The organism is Aeromicrobium sp. SORGH_AS_0981, assembly GCF_031453195.1.
Taxonomy (GTDB): domain Bacteria; phylum Actinomycetota; class Actinomycetes; order Propionibacteriales; family Nocardioidaceae; genus Aeromicrobium.
This window is the reverse complement of record NZ_JAVIZD010000001.1, coordinates 1,777,369-1,802,782: the sequence shown is the minus strand read 5'-3', so window position 1 is coordinate 1,802,782 and position 25,414 is coordinate 1,777,369. Positions and strand designations below refer to the sequence as shown.

18 protein-coding genes and 2 pseudogenes are annotated in these 25,414 nt (G+C 69.2%); 2 read left to right on the top strand and 18 right to left on the bottom strand.

Features of this window, described 5'->3' with window-relative positions; all coding sequences use genetic code 11:
* Positions 1 to 7: 7 nt before the first annotated feature.
* Positions 8 to 748 carry a GntR family transcriptional regulator gene (locus QE370_RS09215; protein ID WP_309634171.1) on the bottom strand — a complete coding sequence of 247 codons (741 nt, stop codon included), beginning with the start codon at positions 746 to 748 and terminating at the stop codon, positions 8 to 10.
* Between the two features lie 164 nt (positions 749 to 912).
* Between QE370_RS09215 and QE370_RS09210 the strand changes: the two genes are divergently transcribed.
* Complete coding sequence (locus QE370_RS09210) at positions 913 to 2,034, top strand: hypothetical protein (protein ID WP_253024105.1); 1,122 nt, start codon at positions 913 to 915, stop codon at positions 2,032 to 2,034.
* 7 nt (positions 2,035 to 2,041) lie between these two features.
* Here the strand turns inward: QE370_RS09210 and QE370_RS09205 are convergent, their stop codons facing one another.
* Entirely contained in the window at positions 2,042 to 2,536 is a 495-nt protein-coding gene (locus tag QE370_RS09205) for an NUDIX domain-containing protein (RefSeq protein ID WP_309634170.1), read from the bottom strand.
* Between the two features lie 39 nt (positions 2,537 to 2,575).
* Between QE370_RS09205 and QE370_RS09200 the strand changes: the two genes are divergently transcribed.
* The gene (locus QE370_RS09200) at positions 2,576 to 3,658 is read left to right on the top strand and encodes an acyltransferase family protein (protein WP_309634169.1); all 1,083 of its coding nucleotides are present in this window, start codon (positions 2,576 to 2,578) and stop codon (positions 3,656 to 3,658) included.
* A 523-nt stretch (positions 3,659 to 4,181) separates the two neighbouring features.
* Here QE370_RS09200 and QE370_RS09195 read toward each other — a convergent pair.
* From QE370_RS09195 to rplJ, 16 genes and pseudogenes are all read right to left on the bottom strand, one after another.
* Positions 4,182 to 8,028, bottom strand: a pseudogene (locus QE370_RS09195) (DNA-directed RNA polymerase subunit beta').
* An 88-nt stretch (positions 8,029 to 8,116) separates the two neighbouring features.
* On the bottom strand, positions 8,117 to 11,602 hold the full coding sequence (rpoB, locus tag QE370_RS09190; protein ID WP_309634168.1) for a DNA-directed RNA polymerase subunit beta: 3,486 nt from the start codon (positions 11,600 to 11,602) through the stop codon (positions 8,117 to 8,119).
* A gap of 326 nt (positions 11,603 to 11,928) precedes the next feature.
* Complete coding sequence (locus QE370_RS09185) at positions 11,929 to 12,816, bottom strand: hypothetical protein (RefSeq protein WP_309634167.1); 888 nt, start codon at positions 12,814 to 12,816, stop codon at positions 11,929 to 11,931.
* Positions 12,813 to 13,409 (bottom strand): hypothetical protein, encoded by a 597-nt coding sequence (locus QE370_RS09180; RefSeq protein WP_309634166.1) that lies wholly within the window; start codon positions 13,407 to 13,409, stop codon positions 12,813 to 12,815. Before QE370_RS09180 ends, QE370_RS09185 begins: the two co-directional genes overlap by 4 nt.
* Positions 13,379 to 14,593: an MlaD family protein gene (locus QE370_RS09175; RefSeq protein ID WP_309634165.1), complete on the bottom strand. Its 1,215-nt coding sequence runs from the start codon at positions 14,591 to 14,593 to the stop codon at positions 13,379 to 13,381. The genes QE370_RS09180 and QE370_RS09175 overlap by 31 nt, the downstream gene beginning before the upstream one ends.
* A complete protein-coding gene (locus QE370_RS09170) occupies positions 14,590 to 15,729 on the bottom strand; it encodes an MCE family protein (RefSeq protein WP_309634164.1) in 1,140 nt (379 codons plus the stop codon). Before QE370_RS09170 ends, QE370_RS09175 begins: the two co-directional genes overlap by 4 nt.
* A 49-nt stretch (positions 15,730 to 15,778) precedes the next feature.
* Positions 15,779 to 16,066 (bottom strand): annotated as a pseudogene (locus QE370_RS18195) (MlaD family protein); the annotation flags it as partial.
* Positions 16,063 to 17,238, bottom strand: a complete 1,176-nt coding sequence (locus QE370_RS09165; RefSeq protein WP_309634163.1) for an MCE family protein — start codon at positions 17,236 to 17,238, stop codon at positions 16,063 to 16,065. The pseudogene QE370_RS18195 and the gene QE370_RS09165, both read right to left, overlap by 4 nt.
* Positions 17,235 to 18,185 (bottom strand): MCE family protein, encoded by a 951-nt coding sequence (locus QE370_RS09160; RefSeq protein WP_309634162.1) that lies wholly within the window; start codon positions 18,183 to 18,185, stop codon positions 17,235 to 17,237. The genes QE370_RS09165 and QE370_RS09160 overlap by 4 nt, the downstream gene beginning before the upstream one ends.
* Entirely contained in the window at positions 18,182 to 19,285 is a 1,104-nt protein-coding gene (locus tag QE370_RS09155) for an MCE family protein (protein ID WP_253025256.1), read from the bottom strand. Before QE370_RS09155 ends, QE370_RS09160 begins: the two co-directional genes overlap by 4 nt.
* Positions 19,286 to 19,322: 37 nt before the next feature.
* Complete coding sequence (locus QE370_RS09150; RefSeq protein WP_309634161.1) at positions 19,323 to 20,786, bottom strand: MCE family protein; 1,464 nt, start codon at positions 20,784 to 20,786, stop codon at positions 19,323 to 19,325.
* Between the two features lies 1 nt (position 20,787).
* The gene (locus QE370_RS09145; RefSeq protein WP_067854755.1) at positions 20,788 to 21,618 is read right to left on the bottom strand and encodes an ABC transporter permease; all 831 of its coding nucleotides are present in this window, start codon (positions 21,616 to 21,618) and stop codon (positions 20,788 to 20,790) included.
* 2 nt (positions 21,619 to 21,620) lie between these two features.
* On the bottom strand, positions 21,621 to 22,340 hold the full coding sequence (locus QE370_RS09140) for an ABC transporter permease (protein WP_083516566.1): 720 nt from the start codon (positions 22,338 to 22,340) through the stop codon (positions 21,621 to 21,623).
* Between the two features lie 53 nt (positions 22,341 to 22,393).
* Positions 22,394 to 23,353: an ABC transporter ATP-binding protein gene (locus QE370_RS09135; RefSeq protein WP_067854749.1), complete on the bottom strand. Its 960-nt coding sequence runs from the start codon at positions 23,351 to 23,353 to the stop codon at positions 22,394 to 22,396.
* An 823-nt stretch (positions 23,354 to 24,176) separates the two neighbouring features.
* The gene (gene rplL, locus QE370_RS09130; protein ID WP_253025260.1) at positions 24,177 to 24,572 is read right to left on the bottom strand and encodes a 50S ribosomal protein L7/L12; all 396 of its coding nucleotides are present in this window, start codon (positions 24,570 to 24,572) and stop codon (positions 24,177 to 24,179) included.
* 56 nt (positions 24,573 to 24,628) lie between these two features.
* Positions 24,629 to 25,234, bottom strand: coding sequence for a 50S ribosomal protein L10 (rplJ, locus tag QE370_RS09125; protein ID WP_253025262.1), 606 nt, complete (start codon positions 25,232 to 25,234; stop codon positions 24,629 to 24,631).
* Between the last annotated feature and the right edge of the window lie 180 nt (positions 25,235 to 25,414).

The following is a 25,414-nucleotide window of genomic DNA, read 5'->3' as shown; positions in this document are numbered from 1 at the left end:
GCTCCTGTCAGCTCGGTTCCAGACGTGTCGAGGACATCGACGACAGTAGCATGCTACTGGCGGTGAGCGCCTGCGCTCGGGAGCGCCAGGCGTCGAGGTCGACGGCGGGGTCGAGCTGGCGCGCCAGCAGCTCCGCGGTGTGCTGGAGGTGCTCGCGCATGAGCGCAGCCGCCCGGCCGGCGTCCTCGTCGAGCACGGCCTGCACGATCGGCTCGTGCTCCTCGAGGATCTCGTGGGCACCGCGGGAGCGGTGCAGGGTGACCGCGCCGCGCGCCTGGATCGACGCACGCAGGGCGAGCACCTCCTCGCCCAGCCGAGAGTTGCCGCTCGCCGCGTGCAGCACGGCGTGGAGCGCCCGGTCGTGCTCCTCGAAGGCCCGCTCGTCGTCGGCGGCCGCGTCGGCCGCCATGGCCCGCAGGAGGGCGCGCAGCTCCTCGCGCTGTGATGCGTCGGCGTGCAGGGCGGCGTACGCGGTGGCGGGCACCTCGAGCAGCAGGCGCAGCTCGAAGACCTCGAGCACGTCCTGCACGGTCACGCCCCGCACGCGCACCCCGCGGTTGCGCTCGACGGCGACCAGACCGGCGTCGGCGAGGCGCAGCACCGCCTCGCGGACGGGCGTGCGCGACGTGCCGAGCTCCTCGGCCAGCCGGTAGATCGAGTGCTGCGACCCCGGCTCGAGGCGGCCGGTCAGGATGTCCTCGCGCAGTCGGGCGAAGACGCGCTCGGCAGCCGTCGTCCGTCCCGCCATCGCCGCGCCTCCTCGCCCCGTCGGACCGTCCGGTGCTCGCAACCTACCGCGCCCGGTGCCGCACGACCTTGTCCGGCTGCGGCAGGATGGGGCCGATCGGTCCGCCCGGCCCGGTCGACCGACCACCCCGGCCCGGGGACCGCACGACCTCCCCGAGGAGACCCATGAGACGGATCGCGACCCCGCTCCTGCTCGTCGGCGTGCTCGCGCTGGGTGCCTGCGAGACGCGCACCCAGGCCGATCCGCGGCCCAGCGCTGGCGCCTCCTCCTCGGCGGCCGGCGCGTCGGACGCCGACGTCACCGAGCACGAGTCGGGTCCGCAGAGCCCCATCATCTACGGGCTCGAGGTCCCGTCGGGCGCGACGCAGCTCGGGCCGCTGGTGCGGTACCGCAGCGCTGCGCTGATCGAGGCGTTCCAGCCCGAGCTCGACGCCGCGAAGGCGGCGCAGCAGTCGGGCGAGGAGGACGGCGAGCTGCCCGAGGGCGTCGAGCCGACCCCCACCGAGACCACGACGCCGGCCACCCGCCCCAGCGACGACACCTTCTCGCTCATCGACGACGCCCCGCGCCCCGACGTCACGATCTCGCTGCTGCGCGTCGACGGCTCACCCACGCAGGTGCTGCGCCGTCTGATCGCCCAGGTGAACGCCGTCATCCCCGACGCCAAGCTCGACGAGGACGACCTCTCCACGTACTGCCAGTCGCAGGACCGTCGGATCACGGGCTGCACGGTCGACGCCGAGGGCAAGACCGCCGACCAGCGCGACATCCGCATCACGATCACGGCCGACCCCGGCGACGTCACGACCCGCACGGGCTACCCGGCGGCGAAGAAGCGGCCCGTCATGACGGTGCGCGCCCAGTACGTGGGCGACCCGCGCAGCGGCCAGCTCGAGCCGCGGGCGTCCACGGCGCAGGTGCCGCGCGACGTCGAGGGCAAGGACACGTCGGGGCTGATCTGGCCGAGCATGGACGTGTCCGCGCCGCGGGACTCGCCCCTGCTCGACGGTCGGTGGCGGGTGCCAGCCACCGGCACCCTGCTGCTCAGCGGCGAGCGGCCCCGGTTCGCCGCAGTCGTCGCCGACCGCGTGCGCGAGGCCGACGCGATCGCGGAGGACTTCGCCTCGAGCGTCGGTACGCCGACCAAGGACGTCGTCGAGGACCTCAACGAGATCAGCACGACCTACACCGCCCGCGGCAAGGACGGCGGTGTGGCCCGCGCGACCTTCGTGCTGTCGGCGCGGGGCAGCTACGCGATGCTGTTCTACACGCCGCCGCGCTCCTGATCCCGCGTCAGCGGTAGTCGGCGAGGTGCACCAGCGCGTGCTGCACGGCCGGGAGGAGCTGCCGCGCGCCGTCGTCGACCTGGTCGAGCGGCAGCCAGGTGGCCACGTCGGTGGTCCCGTCGACCTCCACGACGTGCGGGGTGGGCAGCGGCGCTCCCGGCTCCACACCGGCGACGCGGACCGCGTAGAGCAGGTGGACGCCGTGGTAGTCCTCGAAGCGGTCGTCGCGGCCCGGCGCCACGGTGTGCACGTGGTGGACGTCGACGAGGCGCTTCTCCAGCACCGTCAGCCCCGTCTCCTCGTGCACCTCGCGCACGACGGCGTCGTGCGGCGACTCGCCGTGGTCGACGCCACCGCCCGGCAGCGCCCACCAGCCCGCCGGGTAGCCGGACGGGGAGATGCGGGTGAGGAGCAGCCGTGGCGCGCCGGTCTCGTCGTCGGCGACGACGACGCCGTACGCGCCGAGCCGCTGCGTGCGGCGCGTCTCGCGGTGCTCGTTCATCGGGCTCCCTTCGGTGCGCTCCACTAGAGTCGGTGGACGATGAGTGCCCTCGACCCGCTGCCCGTGACGACCGCCGCCCCGAAGGAGCGTGTGGCCTATCTCGACAACGCACGGTACTGGGTGATGCTGCTCGTCGTGATCGGGCACTCCCTCACGCAGTTCGTGGCGATGGACTCGGCGCGGGGCGTGTACGTGTGGATCTACGCGTTCCACATGCCGTTCTTCATCCTGATCTCCGGCTACACGGCTCGGCGCTACATGGGCGACGCGCGGCAGGTGCGCCGCATCGTCAGCACCCTGGTGGTCCCGTACCTCATCATCGAGATCTCGATGCAGATGATCACCCGTCACTACACGGGCGAGCCGGAGCCGTACAAGTTCCTGTCGCCGCAGTGGCTGGGCTGGTTCATGGCGGCGCTGTTCGTGTGGCGGCTGACCACCCCGATCTGGCGTGCGCTGCGCTACCCGATCACGACGTCGATCGCGATCTCGCTGCTGGTCGGTCTCATCGAGGTGCCGAACGTGCTGGCGCTGCCGAAGATCCTCGGCTTCCTGCCGTTCTACGTGATCGGCCTGCACATGAGCCGCGAGCGCTTCGAGCGCCTCGCGGACCCGCGCATCCGGGTCGGCTCGGCGCTGCTGCTCGCCGGCAGCTTCGTCATCTGCTACCTCTACTCGGCGAACTGGACGCTCGACTGGCTGCTGTGGAAGCAGCGCTACGACGAGGACCCGCTCGGCGCCTCGCCCCTGGAGGGCATCACGCAGCGCGCCGAGCTGCTCGTCATCGGCCTGGTGCTGACCTTCGCCGCACTCTCGCTCGTCCCCCGCCGCCGGTCCTGGACGACCCGCCTCGGCGGTCGCACGTTCTACTGCTACCTGCTGCACGGCTACGTGATCCTGCTGCTGCGCTACCAGTTCGGCGTGTTCGACTCCCTCGAGAAGTACGGCGCGCCCGCCGTGATGCTGACCATGGTCGTGGCCACCGTCGTCGCGAACCTGCTCATGACGCAGCTGGTCGCCACCGTCTTCCGCCCCGTCTTCGAGCCCCGCCTCCGCTGGCTGTTCCGCCCCGACCCCGAGCCCAAGACGGAGTCGTCGAAGGCGCCCGCCCCCACCGCCTGAGGTCGTCTGCCGCCGCGTCCGGCGCTCGTCTCACGCGAGGTTCTGCGTTGCGCGTCCCATCGGTGGATCTGCCACCTTCTGAGCGCCCGGAGAAGTGGTAGATCCACCGCTGAGCGGGCGGACGGGGCAGTGCTTCTCCCTTCTCGTGGCACGTGCCACGAGAAGGGAGAAGCACTGCCCACCCCACCCCCGGCCGCACCCACGACTCTTCCTCCGTGCGCTGAAGCCCGAACGCTTCTGCGTTCACGACGGGAGCCCGTACCAATCTCAGCATCCTTGACGTCCCAGCGCACGAAGGCAGGTTCTTGTGTCCACCGAAGGCCACAGCCCGAGGACCCAGCCCACGGGCCCGCCCGGCCGCCCGGTCGAGGCCCTTGCGGAGACCACCCCCGCGCCAGCCGCGGCAGCGCACCGGCAACCCCAGATCCCCTGCGGCAGCGCACCGGCGACGTCACGACGACCGCACCCATACACGACGACGGCCCCGGACCAGCAGGTCAGGGGCCGTCGTGCGTTCAGTCCGTCAGGGCTCGTACGACGTGAAGTCGTAGTCCTCCAGCTGGACGGCGGGGCCGTCGGGCGAGCCGAAGCCGTAGTCGTAGGACTCGTAGCCCGTGACGGCGTAGGCGGCCTGGCGGGCCTCCTCGGTGGGCTCGACCCGGATGTTGCGGTACCGGTCGAGACCGGTACCCGCCGGGATGAGCTTGCCGATGATGATGTTCTCCTTCAGACCGCGCAGCGAGTCCGACTTGCCGTGGATGGCGGCGTCGGTGAGGACGCGGGTCGTCTCCTGGAAGGAGGCGGCCGACAGCCACGACTCGACGGCCAGCGAGGCCTTCGTGATGCCCATGAGCACCGGACGGCCCGAGGCGGGGGTGCCGCCCTCGGCGACGACGCGTCGGTTCTCCGACTCGAACGTCGCCCGGTCCGCGAGGTCACCGGGGATCAGGTGGGAGTCACCCTGCTCGATGACCGTGACCCGACGCAGCATCTGCCGCACGATGATCTCGATGTGCTTGTCGTGGATCGCCACGCCCTGGCTGCGGTAGACCTCCTGGACCTCGTCCACGAGGTGCTCCTGCGCCCGACGGACACCGAGGATGCGCAGGACCTCCTGCGGGTCCGGCGTTCCGTGGGTGAGCTGCTGGCCGACCTCGACGTGCGAGCCGTCCTCGACGAGCAGGCGCGAACGCTTGCTGACGGGGTACTCCTGCACCTCCGAGCCGTCGTCGGGGGTGACGACGAGCTTGCGCGTCTTGTCCGTGTCGTCGATCGCGACGCGACCGGCGGACTCGGTGATCGGCGCACGACCCTTGGGCTGACGAGCCTCGAAGAGCTCGACCACGCGCGGCAGACCGTGCGTGATGTCGTCACCGGCCACACCACCGGTGTGGAAGGTACGCATCGTCAGCTGGGTGCCGGGCTCACCGATCGACTGGGCGGCGATGGTGCCGACCGCCTCGCCGATGTCGACGAGCTTGCCGGTGGCCAACGAGCGGCCGTAGCACTTGGCGCACGTACCGGCCGCCGCCTCGCAGGTGAGGACCGTGCGGACGCGGATGGTCTCCACGCCGGCGGTCACGAGCTGGCCGATCTCGACGTCGCCGAGGTCGCCGCCGGCCTCCACCAGCACCTCACCCGTCTCCGGGTGGGTGATGTCGGTGGCCGCGCTGCGCGAGTACGCCGAGGTCTCGACGTTCTCCGCCGGCACGAACGTGCCGTCGTCCAGGCGGGTCGCGATGACCTTCGGCAGACCACGCTCGGTGCCGCAGTCCTCCTCGCGGATGATGACGTCCTGGCTGACGTCGACGAGTCGACGCGTCAGGTAGCCGGAGTCGGCGGTGCGCAGGGCGGTGTCGGCCAGACCCTTGCGGGCACCGTGCGTCGCGATGAAGTACTCGACGACGCTCAGGCCCTCACGGAAGTTGGCCTTGATCGGGCGCGGGATGATCTCGCCCTTCGGGTTCGCCACGAGACCACGCATGGCCGCGATCTGACGGACCTGCATCATGTTGCCTCGCGCACCCGAGTGGACCATCATCCAGATCGGGTTGTCGGCGTTCGCGGTGAACTTCTTCTCCATCTCGCCGGACACCTCGGCCGTGGCCTGGGTCCAGATCTCGATGAGCTCCTGACGACGCTCGTCCTCGGTGATGAGACCGCGGTCGAACTGCTGCTGGACCTTCGCCGCCTGACCCTCGTACTTGGTGAGGATCTCCTGCTTGGACTCCGGCGTGACGACGTCCTCGATGGAGATGGTGACACCCGAGCGTGTGGCCCAGTGGAAACCGGTCTCCTTGAGGTTGTCGAGCGCGACGCCCACGTCGATCTTGGAGTAGCGCTCGGCGAGGTCGTTGACGATGACCCCGAGCTCCTTCTTGCCGACCTGGTAGTTGACGTACGCGTAGTCGTCCGGCAGGGCCTGGTTGAAGATCGCGCGACCGAGGGTGGTCTCCCGCGACGCGACGACACCGTCGGCGCCGGGGATGCGGATCCGCACCTTGCTCTGGAGGGTGATCTCCTTGCGGTCGAAGGCCATGACGGCCTCGGCGACCGAGCTGAACGCACGACCCTCGCCCGGGTGCCCCTCACGCTCGAGCGTGAGGAAAGTACAGGCCGATGATCATGTCCTGCGTCGGCATGGTGACCGGACGGCCGTCGGACGGCTTGAGGATGTTGTTCGTGCTCAGCATGAGGATGCGGGCCTCGGCCTGCGCCTCGGCGCTCAGCGGCAGGTGCACGGCCATCTGGTCACCGTCGAAGTCGGCGTTGAAGGCCGAGCAGACGAGCGGGTGGATCTGGATGGCCTTGCCCTCGATGAGCTGCGGCTCGAACGCCTGGATGCCCAGACGGTGCAGGGTGGGTGCACGGTTCAGCAGCACCGGGTGCTCGGTGATGACCTCCTCGAGCACGTCCCAGACCTCGGCGCGCACGCCGCGCTCCACCATCCGCTTGGCGGACTTGATGTTCTGGGCGTGGTTGAGGTCGACCAGACGCTTCATGACGAACGGCTTGAACAGCTCGATCGCCATCTGCTTGGGCAGACCGCACTGGTGCAGCTTCAGCTGCGGGCCGACGACGATGACCGAACGGCCCGAGTAGTCGACGCGCTTGCCGAGCAGGTTCTGACGGAACCGACCCTGCTTGCCCTTGAGCATGTCCGAGATGGACTTGAGCGGACGGTTGCCCGGGCCGGTGACGGGACGACCACGACGGCCGTTGTCGAACAGCGAGTCGACGGCCTCCTGCAGCATCCGCTTCTCGTTGTTGACGATGATCTCGGGCGCGCCGAGGTCGAGCAGTCGCTTGAGGCGGTTGTTGCGGTTGATGACGCGGCGGTACAGGTCGTTGAGGTCCGACGTGGCGAAGCGGCCACCGTCGAGCTGGACCATGGGACGCAGCTCCGGCGGGATCACCGGCACGGCGTCGAGGACCATGCCCTCGGGGTGGTTGCTGCTGCCGAGGAACGCCGAGACGACCTTGAGGCGCTTGAGGGCGCGGGTCTTCTTCTGGCCCTTGCCGGTGGCGATGATCTCGCGCAGCGACTCCGCCTCGGCGTCGAGGTCGAAGGACTGCAGACGCTTCTGGATGGCAGCGGCGCCCATGTAGCCCTCGAAGTACGCACCGAAGCGGTACGTCATCTCGCGGTAGAGCATCTCGTCGCCCTCGAGGTCCTGGACCTTGAGGTTCTTGAAGCGGTCCCAGACCTCGGTGAGCCGGTCGATCTCGCGCTGGATGCGGTCGCGACGCTGCTTGGCCTCACGCTCGGCGGCGTCCTTGACCTTGCGCTTGGCGTCGGCCTTCGCACCCTCGTCCTCGAGGGCCTTGAGGTCCTCCTCGAGCTTCTGCAGGCGCTGGTTGACCTCGTCGTCGCGACGGGCCTCGAGCTGCTTGACCTCGAGGTCGATCTTCGACTCGAGCGAGGACAGGTCGCGGTGACGCGCCTCCTCGTCGACGTGCGTGATCATGTACGCCGCGAAGTAGATGACCTTCTCGAGGTCCTTCGGGGCGAGGTCGAGCAGGTAGCCGAGGCGGCTGGGGACACCCTTGAAGTACCAGATGTGGGTGACCGGCGCGGCGAGCTCGATGTGGCCCATGCGCTCGCGACGCACCTTGGAGCGGGTCACCTCGACGCCGCAGCGCTCGCAGATGATGCCCTTGAAGCGCACGCGCTTGTACTTGCCGCAGTAGCACTCCCAGTCCCGGGTGGGACCGAAGATCTTCTCGCAGAAGAGGCCGTCACGCTCGGGCTTGAGCGTGCGGTAGTTGATCGTCTCCGGCTTCTTGACCTCGCCGTAGGACCATCCGCGGATGTCGTCGGCGGTCGCGAGACCGATCCGGATCTGATCGAAGAAGTTCACGTCGAGCACGGTGTCTTCTTTCCCTTACTTTTCGAAATTCAGTGGTGAGCGGGGAGTGAGGGTGGGGGCGCCGTCGTGGCGACGGCGCCCCGCCGGCTCACACTTCTTCGACGCTGGAGGGCTCGCGGCGCGACAGGTCGATGCCGAGCTCCTCGGCGGCGCGGAAGAGGTCCTCCTCCGCGTCGCGCATCTCGACGGCGGAGCCGTCGCTGGACAGCACCTCGACGTTGAGGCACAGCGACTGCATCTCCTTGACGAGCACCTTGAAGGACTCGGGGATGCCCGGCTCGGGCACGTTCTCGCCCTTGACGATCGCCTCGTAGACCTTGACGCGCCCGACGATGTCGTCGGACTTGATCGTCAGCAGCTCCTGCAGCGCGTACGCCGCACCGTAGGCCTCGAGGGCCCAGACCTCCATCTCACCGAAGCGCTGGCCACCGAACTGGGCCTTACCGCCGAGCGGCTGCTGGGTGATCATCGAGTACGGACCGGTCGAGCGGGCGTGGATCTTGTCGTCGACCAGGTGGTGCAGCTTCAGCAGGTACATGTAGCCGACGCTGATCGGCTGGGGGAACTGCTCGCCGGTACGACCGTCGAACAGGACCGCCTTGCCGTCGGGGCCGACCATGCGGTCGCCGTCGCGGTTGGGCAGCGTCGAGGCCAGCAGGCCCTGGATCTCGTCCTCGCGGGCACCGTCGAAGACGGGCGTCGCGACGTTGGAGTTCGCCGGGGCGCGGTCGGCACCGATGGCGCGCAGGCGGTCGGCCCACTCGTCCTTCAGGTCGCCGATGTCCCAGCCTGCCTTGGCCACCCACCCGAGGTGGGTCTCGAGCACCTGGCCGACGTTCATGCGGCCGGGCACGCCCAGCGGGTTGAGCACGATGTCGACGGCGGTGCCGTCCTCGAGGAACGGCATGTCCTCGATCGGCAGGATCTTGGAGATGACGCCCTTGTTGCCGTGACGGCCGGCGAGCTTGTCACCGTCGGAGATCTTGCGCTTCTGGGCGACGTAGACGCGGACCAGCTGGTTCACGCCGGGGCTGAGCTCGTCGCCGTCGGCCGCGTCGAACACGCGGACGCCGATGACGGTGCCGGACTCGCCGTGCGGGACCTTGAGCGACGTGTCGCGGACCTCGCGCGCCTTCTCACCGAAGATGGCGCGCAGCAGGCGCTCCTCCGGCGTCAGCTCGGTCTCGCCCTTCGGCGTCACCTTGCCGACGAGGATGTCGCCGTTGCCCACCTCGGCGCCGATGCGGATGATGCCGCGCTCGTCGAGGTCGGCCAGCATCTCCTCGCTGACGTTCGGGATGTCGCGGGTGATCTCCTCCGGGCCCAGCTTGGTGTCGCGCGCGTCGACCTCGTGCTCCTCGATGTGGATCGAGGTGAGCAGGTCGTCCTGCACGACACGCTGGCTGAGGATGATCGCGTCCTCGTAGTTGTGGCCCTGCCAGGGCATGAAGGCGACGAGCAGGTTGGTGCCCAGCGCCATCTCGCCCTCGTCGGTGCACGGACCGTCGGCCAGCGGGGTGCCGACCTCGACGCGCTGACCCTCGGCGACGAGGGGGCGCTGGTTCGTGCAGGTGCCGTGGTTGGAGCGGCGGAACTTGGCGAGGCGGTACGTCGTGTACGTGCCCTCGTCCTCCATGATCTCGACCAGGTCGGCCGAGACCTCCTTGACCACACCCGCCTTCTTGGCGACGGTGACGTCGCCGGCGTCGACGGCGGCGCGGAACTCCATGCCGGTGCCGACGAGCGGGGCGTCGTTGCGCACCAGCGGGACCGCCTGGCGCTGCATGTTGGCACCCATGAGGGCGCGGTTGGCGTCGTCGTGCTCGAGGAACGGGATGAGCGCGGTCGCGACCGAGACCATCTGGCGCGGCGAGACGTCCATGTAGTCGACCTCGGCGGCCGGGCGGAGCTCGGCCTCACCACCACGCTGGCGCACGAGCACCGCGTCGTCGACGAACGTGCCGTCCTCGGTGAGCGGCGAGTTCGCCTGGGCGACGATGAACCGGTCCTCGTCGGTGGCCGTGAGGTAGTCGATCTGCTCGGTGACCCGGCCGTCGACGACCTTGCGGTACGGCGACTCGATGAAGCCGAACGCGTTGATGCGACCGTAGGAGGCGAGCGAGCCGATCAGACCGATGTTCGGACCCTCAGGCGTCTCGATCGGGCACATGCGGCCGTAGTGCGACGGGTGCACGTCGCGGACCTCGTAGCCGGCGCGCTCACGCGACAGACCACCGGGGCCGAGCGCGTTCAGGCGACGCTTGTGCGTCAGACCCGCGAGCGGGTTGTTCTGGTCCATGAACTGCGACAGCTGGCTGGTGCCGAAGAACTCCTTCAGCGCCGCCACGACCGGACGGATGTTGATGAGCGTCTGCGGCGTGATGGCCTCGACGTCCTGCGTCGTCATGCGCTCACGCACGACCCGCTCCATGCGCGCCAGGCCGGTGCGCAGCTGGTTCTGGATCAGCTCGCCGACCGTGCGGATGCGACGGTTGCCGAAGTGGTCGATGTCGTCGGCCTCGACGAGGGTGGTGCCCGCGGGCATCTCCAGCTCGGTCTCGCCGGCGTGCAGAGCCACGACGTACTTGATGGTGGCGACGACGTCGTCGATGGTCAGCGTCTGCTGGTCGAACGCCTCGTCGGCGCCGAGCTTCTTGTTGACCTTGTGACGACCGACCTTGGCCAGGTCGTACCGCTTCGTGTTGAAGTAGTAGTTGTCGAGCAGGTTCTGGGCGGCCTCGCGCGACGGCGGCTCGCCCGGACGCAGCTTGCGGTAGATGTCGAGCAGCGCCTCGTCCTGGGTCTGGACGTTGTCCTTCTCCAGGGTCAGGCGGATGGACTCGTACTGGCCGAACTCCTCGAGGATCTGCGCCTCGGTGAAGCCGAGCGCCTTGAGCAGGACGGTGACGCTCTGCTTGCGCTTGCGGTCCAGACGGACGCCGACGAGGTCACGCTTGTCGACCTCGAACTCCAGCCACGCGCCGCGCGAGGGGATGACCTTGGCCGTGTAGATGTCCTTGTCCGACGTCTTGTCGGGCGTGCGCTCGAAGTAGACGCCGGGGCTGCGGACCAGCTGGCTGACGACGACGCGCTCGGTGCCGTTGATGACGAAGGTGCCCTTGGGGGTCATGAGCGGGAACTCGCCCATGAAGACCGTCTGGCTCTTGATCTCGCCGGTCTCGTTGTTCATGAACTCGGCGGTGACGAATAGGGGCGCGGCGTAGGTGACGTCGCGGTCCTTGCAGTCCTCGACCGAGTACTTCGGGGGCTCGAAGCGGTGGTCGCGGAACGACAGGCTCATCGTCTCGGAGAAGTCCTCGATCGGGGAGATCTCCTCGAAGATCTCCTCCAGGCCGGACTTGGTGGAGACGTCGGTGCGGCCGGCAGCGAGGGCGTCCTCGACCTCGGCCTTCCACTTCTCGCTGCCGATCAGCCAGTCGAAGCTGTCGGTCTGCAGGGCCAGGAGCTCGGGAACCTCGAGCGGTTCGGAGATCTTGGCGAAGGAGATGCGGCGGGGTGCGTTGGTGGCACTGTTGTTCTGGGCAGGTGCGGCGACGGTGCGCGAGGCGGCCAAGAGGGGTCCTTCCAGAGGCTCGCAAGGGTGTCACGTGATGGACTTGTGCGCATGACTGACGCCCCCAGTCAAGGGGCAACGAGGGCGACGAGGCGGGCGCGAAGATTCAGTCTAGCCCTTCCGTCCACACGCGCGCAAGCCTGGTCCTTGACAACCAGCCTGAGATGGGCCAAAGTATTCGGCCGCTCCACGCGCCCACGGGCCGAAAAGCCTGCAATTGCAGGATCTGCCGGGTGTCCAGGCGGCGGTCCGACGGGGTCGGCGGCCTCCGCAGCGCCCCGCCGGAGCACCCGACCGGCCCCTCCGCGCAGGTCCGACGCGCCGGCTCAGAGCGCCTTGATGTCGTCGACGAGCCAGCGTCCGTCGCGCTCGACCATCGTCATCTCCACCCGGTTGCCGAAGACCGTCGGCACCTCCGACCCGTCGGCCAGACGTGCCTGGTCGACGAAGACCAGCACGGTGGCGCGGTCGCGACGGCAGTCGTCGCCGCACGACATCGCGGCGGAGTCGCGCGTGGTGGCCTGGACCTGGATCTTGCGCTGCGGGGCGAGGTCGCGCAGGGCCGGGGAGATGCTCTCGAAGTCCTTGGCGAACGACGGGGTCATCACGTCGCTGGAGTCGTCGAGGTACTGCTGGATCCGGTCGTAGCGGTAGGTGAAGATCGTCTCCGCGGCGGAGGCAGCCGCCTCGGCGGCCTTGTCGTGGGCGCCGTCGACACCGTGGGTCTCGCGCCAGTCCGCCACACCGCGGTAGCCGAAGAACGCACCGAAGACGACCGCCAGCACGGCCACCCCGACCAGGACGATGCGCGCCGGGTCGAGGGCGCGGCGACCTGCGCCGCCACCGGCGTCGCCCGACTCGACGTCCGTCCCCGTGCCGGAGCCCGACTCCGGGGGCTCGGCGGCCGGGTCGTCCGTCCGCTCGTCCGCAGCCGGCGTGGGCATCGGGGTCGACGCGGCGGCGTCGGCCGTGGCACCGGTGCGCCGTCCCACGCGGGGCGCGACGCGCGGGGCCGCCGGGGGCGTGGGCTGCGCGACTTCCTGCTCCTCGACGGTCGACTCGTCGACCGGGGTCGGCTCGGGCTCGACCGGCGCGCCCGGGCGTGCCACCGGACGACGTACGACCTTCTTCGCCGGGACGGACGGCCGGGCCGCACCCGGGGTCGACTCCCCCGCGATCCTGCGGCGCTTCTTCGGTCCCTCGGGCGTGCTCACTGACCCTCCTGCGATGCGGACGGCGAGGCCGACGGCGACGGCGTCGCGCCACCCGAGCCCGGATCGGTGGACGCGTCGAGCGGCACCACCGTGTCGAACTGGCTGACCCGCCAGTCGCCGTCGGACTTGGACAGCGTGACCTTCCAGCGGAACCGGCGCTGCACGGCGGTCTCGTCGGACGACGTCGTGATCGACGCGTCGACGGCGACGATCGCGATGGCGGAGTCCTTGTCGATCGAGTCGACGGCGACGGCGAGCACGTTGGCGTCGCCGCTCTTCTGGTCCTTGGACTCCAGGGCACCGAAGACCGCGTTCGTGACGCGCACGAACTCCTTGTCGTACGCCGGCGTCAGCAGCGGCTTCATCCGCTCCTGGTAGCTCGCGAGGTCGGCGACGTCGTACGTGTTGTACGTCGTCGCGAAGTCGTTGACGCGTGCCACGACGGCGTCGCGCTCGGCGTCCTCGCCACCTCCCACGAACCGCGGCACGAGCAGCCCGGCCACGCCGACGAGCACGCCGAGGACGGCGATGACGACGAGGGGGGTGGAGCTCCTGCGCGTGGTCAGCGGATCGCCGGTCCGAGCAGCAGCCACGTCCACGAGTCCTTTCCGGAGGCGTCGGCCCCGGTTCCCACGGCGGCCCGATCACGGTTGATCACGGTCTTGTCGGGCCCGCGCGGGACCTTGTCCTTGACGATACAGCCGGCGTCCACGTCGAACTGCATGTCGTAGATCTCGATCGGCTCACGCCGCGGTCGCTGCCCGTTGTCGTCCTCGTCGCACGGCTTGGGGTTGCTCGTGTCGGTCGGATTCGTGATCACGAGGCCGAAGCGGGCGTCCCACTCACCCTCCGTGCTCTTGCTCGGCGCGACGACGCTGAACGTGCCCTCGAGCACGTACGGGTAGATGATGGCGAGCGCCTTGAGGCTCTTGGAGTTGCGGGCCAGCGGCTCGGTCGCGCTGCGCAGGTCGGCGAAGATCGTCCGCAGCTGCGCGGCGTTCTCGGCGACCGTGTCGTTGACGGTCTTCGCCGCCGACGGTCCCTCGTCGACCAGACGCCGCAGGTCGCCGTCGGACTCGACGAGCGTGTCCGAGAGCAGCGCCAGGTTCTTGGCGAAGGTCTCGAGCTGGGGCTGCTTGTCGATCTGCGTCTGCAGGACGCCCGAGGAGCTGCGGATGAGTCGCTGCGTCACGCCGAGGTTCTCCTGTGCCGCGGTGATGAACTCCGAGGACGTGTCGAGGATGCGCTCGAGGTCGGGTCCGGTGCCCTCGAACGCGGTGCCGAGCTCGTCGACGACGGTCTTGAGGCTGCGGGTGTCGATGCTGGAGACGAAGGAGTTCAGGTTGAGCAGGAGCGTCGTGGTGTCGATCGGGATGCGCGTGTCCGAGCGCGGGATGGTGGTGCCCGCCTTCAGGTACGGCGCCTCGTTGGTACGAGGGGACAGGTCGACGTACTGCTCGCCGATGGCCGACTTGTTGGCCACGGTGGCCACGACGTCGGAGGAGATCTTCGGCGCGTCCTTGTTGATGTCGAGCACCACGTCCACGCCGTCCTCGGTGAACTTCAGCTGCTTCACCTTGCCGACCGCGATACCGCGGTAGGTCACCTCGGCGCCGGCGAAGATGCCGCCGGAGTCGGCGAAGTCGGCCGTGACCGGGAAGGTCCGGTCGACGAACAGGCGGTCGAGCTGGGCGTACTTGCCGCCGACGAACGTCGCGCCGACGGCGACGATGATCGCGAAGATCACCAGCTGGATCTTGGTCAGGCGAGTGATCATCGCTGCACCACCGGTCCGAGCACCAGCCGCGCGACGTCCTCGGTCTGCGTGGCCATCAGCTCACTCGTCGTCGTGACCCGGCAGTTGCCGAGCAGGGAACAGATACCGCCTCCACCGCCGGAGGAGGACCCGCCGCGCGACGACGTCGAGGCCGACGCGGACGGGCTGGCCGACGGGGACGGCTGCGAGCCGGTGCCGCCGGAGGTGCCCGGCAGCGACGGCAGGCCGGTGTCGCCCTGGCTGGTCAGGCCCTCGACCAGCTCGACGAGCTGGTTGGCGGGAGCGCCGGCCGCGCCGGCCCCCGACCCGCTCGAGGCCGGGCTCGAGGACCCGGTCGACCTCGGGGAGCCGAGCGTGTTGCCGAGCGACAGCAGGCCCTCCACGAGGTTCGTGAGCTGCCCGGTGTTCAGCGACAGGTTGATGTCGAGGTTCATGAAGTCGCCGTAGCAGGCGCCCTCGGCGACCTGCTTGCGCAGCAGGGCGTTGTTCTGGGTGGCCGGGACCGCGGGGTCGTAGGCCGTGCAGGGGCTGCTGGCACGCGCCGGCGAGCCGCCGGCGATCGCGTCGGTGAACGGGTAGGTGAAGATCAGCTGGCTCGCCGTGGCGAGGTCGTCGCCGGCGTTCGCGAGCTCACGCAACGTGGGCTCGAGGTCGCGCAGCACGGCCAGCGTGTCGTCCTTGGAGCGTCGGATGACGCCCGTCGCGGTGTCGCTCAGCCGGTCCAGCGACTGCAGCAGGCCGACCAGGTCGTCACGCTGCGCGTCGAGGGTGCGCAACGCCTCCGGCAGCTCGTCGAGCGCCTGGGTGATCGCACCTTCCTGCGCCTTCGTGGCCTTGGCCAGGTTGTCGACCTTCTCGAGGGCGGTCAGGATCTCGCCCTTGTTCTCGTCGAGCTGGCCGATGAAGGTCGTCGTGCTCTGCAGCAGCTGCTTGACCTCGGGCTCGTTGCCGTCGAGCGTCTTGTTGAGCTCCTTGACGATGGTGTTGGTCTTCTCGAGACCACCGCCGTTGAAGAGCAGCGAGGCCGCGCCCAGCACCTCCTCGATGTCGGGGTTGCGCCCCGAGCGGTCGAGCGGGATGCGGTCGCCGTTGCCGAGCGTGCCCTCGCCCCCCGTGGACGGCGGAGCCAGCGACACGAACTTCTCGCCCAGCAGGCTGGTCTGGCGGATCTGCGGCCTCGGCGTTGTCGGGCAGCTTGACGTCCCGGTTGATCTCGAGCGTCGCGGTGGCGGTCCAGCCGTCGAGGCGGATCTTGGTCACCTTGCCGACCGCGATGTCGTTGACCCGCACGGCGCTCTGCGGCACCAGGTCGAGGACGTCGCGGAACTGGACGGTCACGGTGTACGGGTCGGACCCGAGGTCCGCGCCACCGGGCAGCGGCAGCTCGTAGGGCGAGAAGCCGCAGCCCGACAGGAGCACGGCGCTCCCGGCGGTCACGGCAGCGGCTCGCAGGCCGCGTCGGCGCAGGCTCATCGCTCCACCCCCAGCATCTGCGACAGCGACGTGTCGGTGCGGTCCGGCGACGGCGCGTTGGCCACGGCGGCGCGCGGCAGCGGGAGTCCGCCGGTGATCGGCTTGAGGAGATCGTCGAGCACGCCGCCCAGGACGTCGCACGGCTCCTTGACGTCGATCGGCAGGTTCTCGCTGATGTTGCACAGCAGGTCGCCCGGGTCCTCCACGGCCCCCAGCAGCAGCTGCAGCACGTCGGCGTGGTTGTCAAGCGTGCCCGTGTTGCCGTTGTAGGCGAGGGCGACGTTCGACAGGGCCGTCGGCGCGCTGATCGTGAACTGCTCGAGGTCCTTCTGGTGGTCGCCGAGCACGCGGGCGACCGTCGACAGCTGCTTGACGTTGCCCCGCAGCTCCGAGCGGTTCTCGCGCACCAGTCGGCGGACCTCGATCAGTGCGTCGCCGAGGGCCTTGATGGTGGCCTGCAGGTCCTCGCGCTCGCCCGCCAGGACGGTCGAGACCTGGGCGGTGCTGTCGAAGAAGTCGCGCACCGACTGGTCGTTGGTCTGCAGGAGCTGGACGAACTGGTCGACCTCGCGCATGCTGCCGAACAGCTCGTCCTTGTTGTCGGAGAGCGTCTGGCTGAGCTTGCCGAAGTTGCGCAGCGTCTCGTTGACCTGGGCACCCTGGCCGTCGAGCTGCTTCGCGGTGTCGCGGACGAGGTCGCTGACGGCACCGTTGCGGTTGGCGCCGTCGGGGCCGAGCGCCACCGAGAGGTCGTCGAGGGACTTGTAGACCTGGTCGAGCTCGACCGGGACCGCCGTGCGGCTCACGCCGAGGCGCGCACCGTCCTTGAGGACCGCGCCCCCGTCGTAGGCCGGGGCGAGCTGGACGAACCGGTCGCCGACGATCGACGGGGAGACCACGACGGCCTTCACGTCGTCGGGCAGCTTGACCGAGGCGTCGTAGGAGATGGTCGCGCGCACCGTCTTGCCGCGGGGCACGAGCTTGTCGACGGTGCCGACGGCGACGCCGAGGATCCGGACGTCGGACCCCTCGTAGAGCGAGTTGGTCTGGGTGAAGTCGACCGTGATGGTCTTCTTCGCGTCGCGCTGCCCGAAGACGATCACGAGCCCGACGACGAGCACGAGGGCGACGAGCACCGTGAGGATGCGTGCGGCACCGGCGAGCCTGCTCATCCTGCCCCTCCGATCTTGACGTACGTGTCGAACCAGGGCCCGTTGCCGAGCGCGTTGGCGAAGACCCGCAGGAAGCCGGGCATGACGGTGAGGGCGCGGTCGAGGCTCTGCTCGTTGCGGGCCAGCATCGTGGTGACCGTGCGCAGCTGGCGCAGCGCCGGCTGCAGGTCGGCCTCCGTGTCCTTGACCAGTCCGGTCAGCTGGGCGGAGATCTCCTGCGTCGAGACGAGGAGGCGGTGGATCGCCTCGCGCCGTGCGCTGATCGCGTCGAAGAGCACCGAGGAGTCCTTCACGAGCGCGACGAGCTGGTCGTCGCGGGCGTTGATGACGCCGGTGACCTTCTTGAGGTTCTTCAGCAGGGTGTTGATCTGCTCGTCGCGCGCCGCGAGGTTGCGGGAGAGGTCGGAGACGCCGCGGATGGCGCCGCGGAACTCCTCCGGCGTCTGCGCGGCGACGTCGGAGAGGGTCTCCAGCGCCTGCGAGATCTGGTCGACGTCGAGCGCCTCGGTGGTGGTGCTGAGGTCGGAGAACGCCTGCACGACGTCGTAGGGCGGCGTGGTGCGCGACTCCGGGATCGTGCCGCCCTTCTCGAGGCGACCCGAGCCCGACGGCTGCAGCGCGAGGAACTGCGCACCGAGCAGCGTGCGGATGCGGATCTCGGCGGCGGTCTCGCGGCCGAGGCGGGTGCCCTTGTCGACCTTGAACGTCACCTTGACCTTGTTGCCGTCGAGCTCGATGTCGCGGACCTTGCCGACGGGGACGCCCGCGACACGGACCTCGTTGCCGGACTTCAGGCCGCCGATCTCGGAGAACTCGGCGTGGTAGGTGTCGCCCGCGCCGATGATGGGCAGGCGGTCGGCACGGAAGGCGGCCACCAGCAGCATCGCGATCACGGCGAAGCCGATGAAGCCGATGATGACGGGGTTGCGCTCGCGGAACGGCTTCATGACGCGGCCTTCCCGTACTCGTTGCCGCCGGTACGGCAGCGGTCGCCACCGGCCTTGAGCGAGCCGAGCTGCTTCACGAGGCCGTCGAGCAGACCGTCGAGCGGCGTGCCGGTCAGCTGGCTGACGTCGACGTTGAGCTCGCAGACGTAGAAGTTGAACAGGCTGCCGTTCGACGCCAGGTTGCCGAGCTTCTCCATCTTGATCGGCAGGATCTGCAGCGCCGACTCCAGGGTGTCGAGGTTGCGCTTCTTCGACAGGTTGCCGGTCAGCCGGCGCAGCTGCTTGACGTCGGCCGTCAGGTCCGGGCGGCCCTCGACGAGCAGGTTCGAGGTCTCCGTCGTGAGGTCGGAGATGGAGTCCAGCGAGCCGAGGATGGCCTCACGGTCGCCCTTGAGCCCGGTGATGAACTGCTGCAGCGTGTCGATGGTCGCCGTCAGCTGCTGGTCGCGGCTGCCGATCGTGTCGAGCACGTCGGAGAGGTTCACGACGACGTCGCCGATCAGCTGGTCGCGGTCGGCGAGCGTGCTGGTGAGCGACGCGGTGCGGGCCAGGAGGTTCTGCACGTTGCCGGACTCGCCCTGCAGCGTCTGGACGATCTCGAAGGCGAACTTGTTGGTGTCCTCCGGCGAGAGCGCCTGGAACACCGGCTTGAACCCGTTGAGCAGCACGTTGAGGTCGAGCGCCTCCTCCGTGCGGTCCTGCGGGATCGTCGACCCGGGCGCGAGCCGCGACGTGTCGCCGTCGCCACCCTGGAACAGCGCCAGGTAGCGCTGGCCGACGAGGTTGCGGAAGCGCAGCTGGGCGATCGTGTCCTTCGTCAACGGCGTGGTCGAGCGCACCGAGAACGTCACGATGGCCTCGTCGGTGTCGTGGATCTTGACCGACTTGACCGAGCCGACCGAGACGCCGGCGATGCGCACGTCGTCGCCCTTCGCGACGCCGGTGACGTCGGAGAACACGGCCTTGTACTCGTTGCTGGCACCGAGGCTGCCGTTGCTCAGCGTGAGCATGAGCATGGCTGTGGCGGTGCCGGTGACGACGAAGAACACCGCGAGCTTGACGATCGCGCTGATCGACTCCTTGTCGAGCATCCTGCTCATCGGCTCACCTCCTCGGCGCGGACGGGCTGACGGCGGTTCACGGCGCCTTCACCTCCGTGCCCCGAAGGATCGGGCTGAGCAGCAGCGAGGCGGCGTCGGGGACCTGGTCCTCGTCGACGCCGGCCATCGCGGCGGCGAGGCTGCGCGCCTCGGCCCGCTGCTGGGGCGTGTCGGTGTCGGCCAGGCTGGGGTTGAAGAAGCCGGCCTCGTCGAGGCTGGACACCGCAGCGCGCTGGTAGTCGGCCTCGGTGCCGAACTTGCCGTTGTGGCTGTTGCGCACGCCGATCAGCTTGAACACCTCCGGGGACACCTCGAACGGGTCGGACTTGCTGTAGGGCCACTTCGACGGGTCGTCGGCGTTCTGCTTGAAGATCTTGAGGTCCTCGCAGACGGCGCCGATGGTGTTGGGCAGCTTCCCGCGCTTCTTGTCGGGCGCGTCGATGTACTCGACCTTGCTCGGGTCGGCCTGCGGGGCCTGCTCGATCTGCCGGTTGCTGGGGATGCGGGCGTTCTCGTCGAAGCCGAAGTAGGTCGGCTGCTGCGGCAGCGTCTCGAGGTCGATGTGCACCGTGTTGTTGCGCAGCACGCTGTTCAGCTTCGGCAGCACGGTGGCCATGCCGCCGGTGAAGCACGGGAAGCTGCTGGCGTACTCGGCGGTGACGCCGAGGATGACCCGGTTCTGCTTGGCCAGGACCTCGAGGTTGTCGCCGTTGGCCTTCGTGAAGTCGGTCAGCGTGTTCGCCAGGCGGGTGCCCTCGCTGTAGAACGCGGCGAGCTGGGTGCGCTTGGCGACCACCGTGTTGCCGGTGACGACCGCGTTGCGCAGCAGCCGGCCGAGGGTCGGCATCTGCGCGGCGTAGCCGTCGGAGACCTTGCCGAGCTTGGTGAGGTCCGTGACGAGCGTCGGGACGTCGGGGTTCAGGGCGGTCAGGTACTCGTTGGCCTGGACCAGCGTCTGGCCGAGCTTCTCGCCGCGACCCTCCAGGGCCTGCGAGACCGCGGTCAGCGTCGAGGACAGCTCGGCGGGCTCGACCGCCTGCAGCAGCGGGTAGAGGTCGTTGAGCAGCTGCTCGACCTCGATCGGCACCTCGGCGCGCGCGATCATGTCGCCGGCCTTGAGCTTCTCCGGACCGGCGTCGTCGGCGGGGATGAGGGCGATGTACTTCTCGCCGAACAGCGTCTTCGGGACGATCTCGGCCGTGACGTCGGCCGGCACCTCGTCGATGAGGTCGGGCTTCATGCCGAGCACGATGCGCACCCCGCCGTCGTGCGGCTCGACCTTGCGCACCTCTCCGACGATCATGCCGCGCAGCTTCACGTCGGCGTTCTCGGGCAGGTTGAGACCGGCGGTGCCGGTGTCGACGGTGACGTCGTCGGTGGCCACGAAGGTCTTGGAGAAGAACGCGAACGTCAGCCAGATGAAGAACAGCATGATCGCGAGCAGCGCAGCACCGAGGAGCTTGAGGCTCGTGGGGCGCTCGGCGAGGGGTGTGGCAGCCATGTCAACCCGCCAATCTGACGGTGACGGTCGTGCCCCAGATCGCCATGGAGGCGAGCAGGTCGACGACGTTGACCGCGACGATCGAGGTACGGACGGCGCGTCCCACGGCCACGCCGACGCCGGCGGGTCCGCCGGAGGCGTAGTAGCCGTAGTAGCAGTGGATGAGGATGACGACGACGGCGAAGATCAGCACCTTGCCGAAGGACCACAGGACGTCGCCCGGGGGCAGGAACGTCTGGAAGTAGTGGTCGTAGGTGCCGGTGCTCTGGCCCAGGAACTGGGTGATGGTGAGCCGGGTCGCGAAGTAGGAGGAGAGCAGGCCCACCACGTACAGCGGGATGACGGCGATGAGGCCGGCGAGCACGCGGGTCGTGACGAGGAACTGCATCGACGGCACGGCCATGACCTCGAGCGCGTCGACCTCCTCGGAGATCCGCATGGCACCCAGCTGGGCGGTGAAGCCGCAGCCCACGGTCGCGGCCAGGGCGATGCCGGCCACGATCGGCGCGATCTCGCGGGTGTTGAAGTAGGCCGAGACGAAGCCCGACAGGGCCGACGTGCCGAGCTGGTCGAGCGCGGCGAAGCCCTGGATGCCGACCTCGGTGCCGGTGAAGAAGCACATGGCCACGATCACGCCGACGGTGCCGCCGATGACGGCCAGGGCGCCGGAGCCGAGCGTGACCTCGGCCAGCAGCCGCAGGATCTCGCGGCTGTAGTTCTTGATGGTGAACGGCACCGCGCGCAGGACGCGCAGGTAGAAGAGCAGCTGCGTGCCCATGCCCTCCAGGGCGGCTGCGGGGCGCTCGTAGAGCGCGCTGACCTTGGTCGCCATGCTCACATCCCCTTCGGCGGCACGAGCTGGATGTAGATGGCCGAGACGAAGAAGTTCACGATGAACAGCAGGAGGAACGTGATCACCACGGCCTCGTTCACCGCGTCGCCCACGCCCTTCGGTCCGCCCTTCGCGTTCATGCCCTTGTAGGAGGCCACGATCGCGGCGATGTAGCCGAAGATGACGGCCTTGACCATGCCTTGGTAGATGTCGGGCAGCTGCGCCAGCGCCGTGAACGACGCCAGGTACGCCCCTGGTGTGCCGTCCTGCAGGACGACGTTGAAGACGTAGCCGCCCGCCACGCCGACGATGGTCACCAGCCCGTTCAGGAAGACGGCGATGAGCATGCAGGCGAGCACGCGCGGCACCACGAGACGCTGGATCGGGTCGATGCCGAGCACCATCATCGCGTCGAGCTCCTCGCGGATCTTGCGCGAGCCGAAGTCGGCGGCGATGGCCGAGCCGGCGGCACCGGCGATCAGCAGGGCGGTGGCGATCGGGCCGGCCTCGCGGACGACCGCGAGCACCGCCGCGGAGCCGGTGAACGACTGGGCGCCGAACTGCTTGATGAGTCCGCCGACCTGCAGCGCGATGACCGCGCCGAACGGGATCGAGACGAGGGCGGTGGGCACGATCGTCACCGTGACGATGAACCACGCCTGCGTCAGGAACTCCTTGAGCTGGAACGGACGCCGGAACAGCGCGACGGTCACGTCGAGCATGAAGGCGAACAGCCCACCCGCGACGCGCGCGGGGGCCGTCAGCTTCGTTGCGCTCACGCCGTGGCACCCGGCGCGAGGCTCATGTTCTCCTCGAACGAGCCGGGGGGCGGGGTGATGCCGTGCTCGCGGCACCAGGCACCCGGCTCGCGCTGACCCGCGCGCGGACGACCGTCGGAGGGCTCGAGCTGGCGCGGGATCGGCGGCAGCGGCGGCATGTCGAGCTCGGCCTCCGCGGCCAGCTCGGCGGCGTCCTTCTCCTCGGACATGCCGATCGGGCCGACGCGCTGGGCGTTGAGGAACTGGGCCACGACCGGCTCGGTCGAGGACAGGAGCATCTCGCGCGGGCCGAACATCGCCAGGTGCTTGTGGTAGAGCAGGCCGATGTTGTCGGGGACGGTGCGCGTGGAGTTGATGTCGTGCGTGACGATGAGGAACGTCGCGTCGATCTGCGCGTTCAGGTCGATGAAGAGCTGGTTGATGTAGGCCGTGCGCACCGGGTCGAGACCGGAGTCGGGCTCGTCGATGAGCAGGATCTCCGGCTCCAGGACGAGCGCACGCGCCAGGCCGGCGCGCTTGCGCATGCCGCCGGAGATCTCGCCGGGGAGCTTCATCTCCGCGCCGGCCAGACCCACGATGTCCATCTTGTCCATGACGATCTGGCGGATCTCGGACTCGGACTTGCGGGTGTGCTCGCGCAGCGGGAACGCGCAGTTGTCGAAGAGGTTCATCGAGCCGAACATGGCGCCGTCCTGGAACAGCACGCCGAACAGCTTGCGGATCTCGTAGAGGTCCTTCTCCTTGCACGTGGCGATGTCGACGCCCTCGATCCAGATGTGGCCCTCGTCGGGCTTCAGCAGACCGATCAGCGACTTCAGGAACACCGACTTGCCGGTACCCGACGGACCCAGCATCACCGAGATCTCACCCGCGGGCAGCGTCAACGAGACGTCTCCCCAGATCAGCTGCGACCCGAAGCTCTTCGTCAGGTTCTCGACCTTGACCTCGACGCCCACGGACCCCTCCTCCACTCCAGCGCGACCCGGACACTCACCACGGGGTCCGGGTCGATGTGACCCGGACCACCTATTGTAACGACACTGTGCGACGCCGGTTACGAGAACTCCCTCATGAGTTGACTCGTCAGTAACGTGTCGCAGGTCTCAGCGACCGTACCTCATGCAACTCGGGGTGACAAAGGTGGCATCCGTCACGTGGACGCCACCGTCATGACTCGCCGGTCGCGCCGTCACGCGGCTGCGGCGAGACGTCCGGGGAGGGACTTTCGGCCCGTGCCCCGCGGAGGCACAGGGTGCCCGTCGTCGCTCTGCACCCGCGGTGGTGTGGGTTCTCGTGGAGCTGGGCGAGCCGTGGTGTGGACGCGTGTGGTCGTGCGGATGCGCCGGTCCGGACCCTCCCACAAGGCGTCGGCGGGGCGGCGCGGCGTGAACCAGCCTCTCGGACCGTGGCCCGCGTCGCTCGCACGAGTCTGCGTTCGTGCGCTGAGGCCCGAAGGATGCTGCGTCCGCTGCGGGATCCCGTCGCGGACGTCGGTGCGTTCGGCCCGGGACGCACGGACGCAGGATCGTGGAGCCTGGGCGTGGAGGCGCTGGACCGTCCTCCCCTTCCACCGGGGACCGCGCTCGCGCCGACGACGCGGGGATCTGCGGCACTGTGGCTTGGGGGCGGTGTTCTGCGTTCGCGTGCGGGACGACCCGGAGACGTCCGGGACGAGGGACCCTGCCGGCCCGACGCGAAGGACCCCCGCCGCACCCGGTGTCCCGGGACGACGGGGGTCCTCGTCGACGTCGCTGCGGACGTCAGGCTGACAGCCTCAGATCACTTGAGGGTGACCGTGGCGCCGGCGGCCTCGAGGGCCTCCTTGGCCTTCTCGGCGGCCTCCTTGTTGACCTTCTCCAGGACGGGCTTCGGAGCGCCCTCCACGAGGTCCTTGGCCTCCTTCAGGCCGAGGCTCGTGAGACCGCGCACCTCCTTGATGACCTGGATCTTCTTGTCGCCGGCCGACTCGAGGACGACGTCGAACTCGTCCTGCTCGGCGGCGGCGTCACCGGCGTCGCCACCGGCGGCCGCGGGGGCGCCGGCAGCGGCCACGGCCACGGGGGCAGCAGCGGTGACCTCGAAGGTCTCCTCGAAGGCCTTCACGAACTCGGAGAGCTCGATGAGGGTCAGTTCCTTGAATGCGTCGAGCAGCTCGTCGGTGCTGAGCTTCGCCATGATTGGCGTCCTTTCGTTGGTGAGACCCCGAGGGGGTCCCGATGTGAATCGGGCGTTCAGCCCTCGGAGTCGGTCTCGGCGGAAGCCTCGACCTCGGGCGCCGTCTCGGCCACGGGGGCCTCGTCGGCAGTGTCGGCGGCGGGCGCCTCCTCGGCCTTCTTCGCCTCGAGGGCCGCCACGAGGCGAGCCGTCTGGGCGAGGGGGGCGTTGAAGAGCGACACGGCGTTCTGAAGGCTGCCCTTCATCGCGCCCGCGAGCTTGGCGAGGAGGACCTCGCGCGACTCGAGGTCCGCCAGCTTCTTGACCTCGTCGGCGTCGAGAGCCTTCCCGTCGAGGAAGCCTCCCTTGATGACGAGGGTGGTGTTGGCCTTCGCGAAGTCACGCAGACCCTTCGCCGCCTCGACGACATCGCCCTTGATGAAGGCGATGGCGGTCGGACCCGTCAGCAGGTCCTCGGACAGCTCGACCCCGGCCTCGCGGGCCGCGATCTTGGTCAGCGTGTTCTTGGCGACGGCATAGCTCGCACCCTCACCGAGCGAGCGCCGCAGTTCCTGCAGCTGCTTCACGGTGAGACCGCGGTACTCGGTGAGGACGATGCCGTCCGACTCGCGCAGGCTCTGCGTGAGCTCGGCGACGGCGGCGACCTTCTCCGCGTTTGCCATGGGTCTCCTTCAGGTGGTCGTTGCCTACGACCGACGCCAGGCAGGGATGCGCACGTCGGGAGGCTCTGGGAACCCACCACCATGAGGACACCTGCGCGGGCCGCCTCGTTCGAGGCACTTCACGGGACCCAGGTGGGACCCGACCAGCGGTCTTCGGCTGGTCCAGTCTACGCGCGAGCC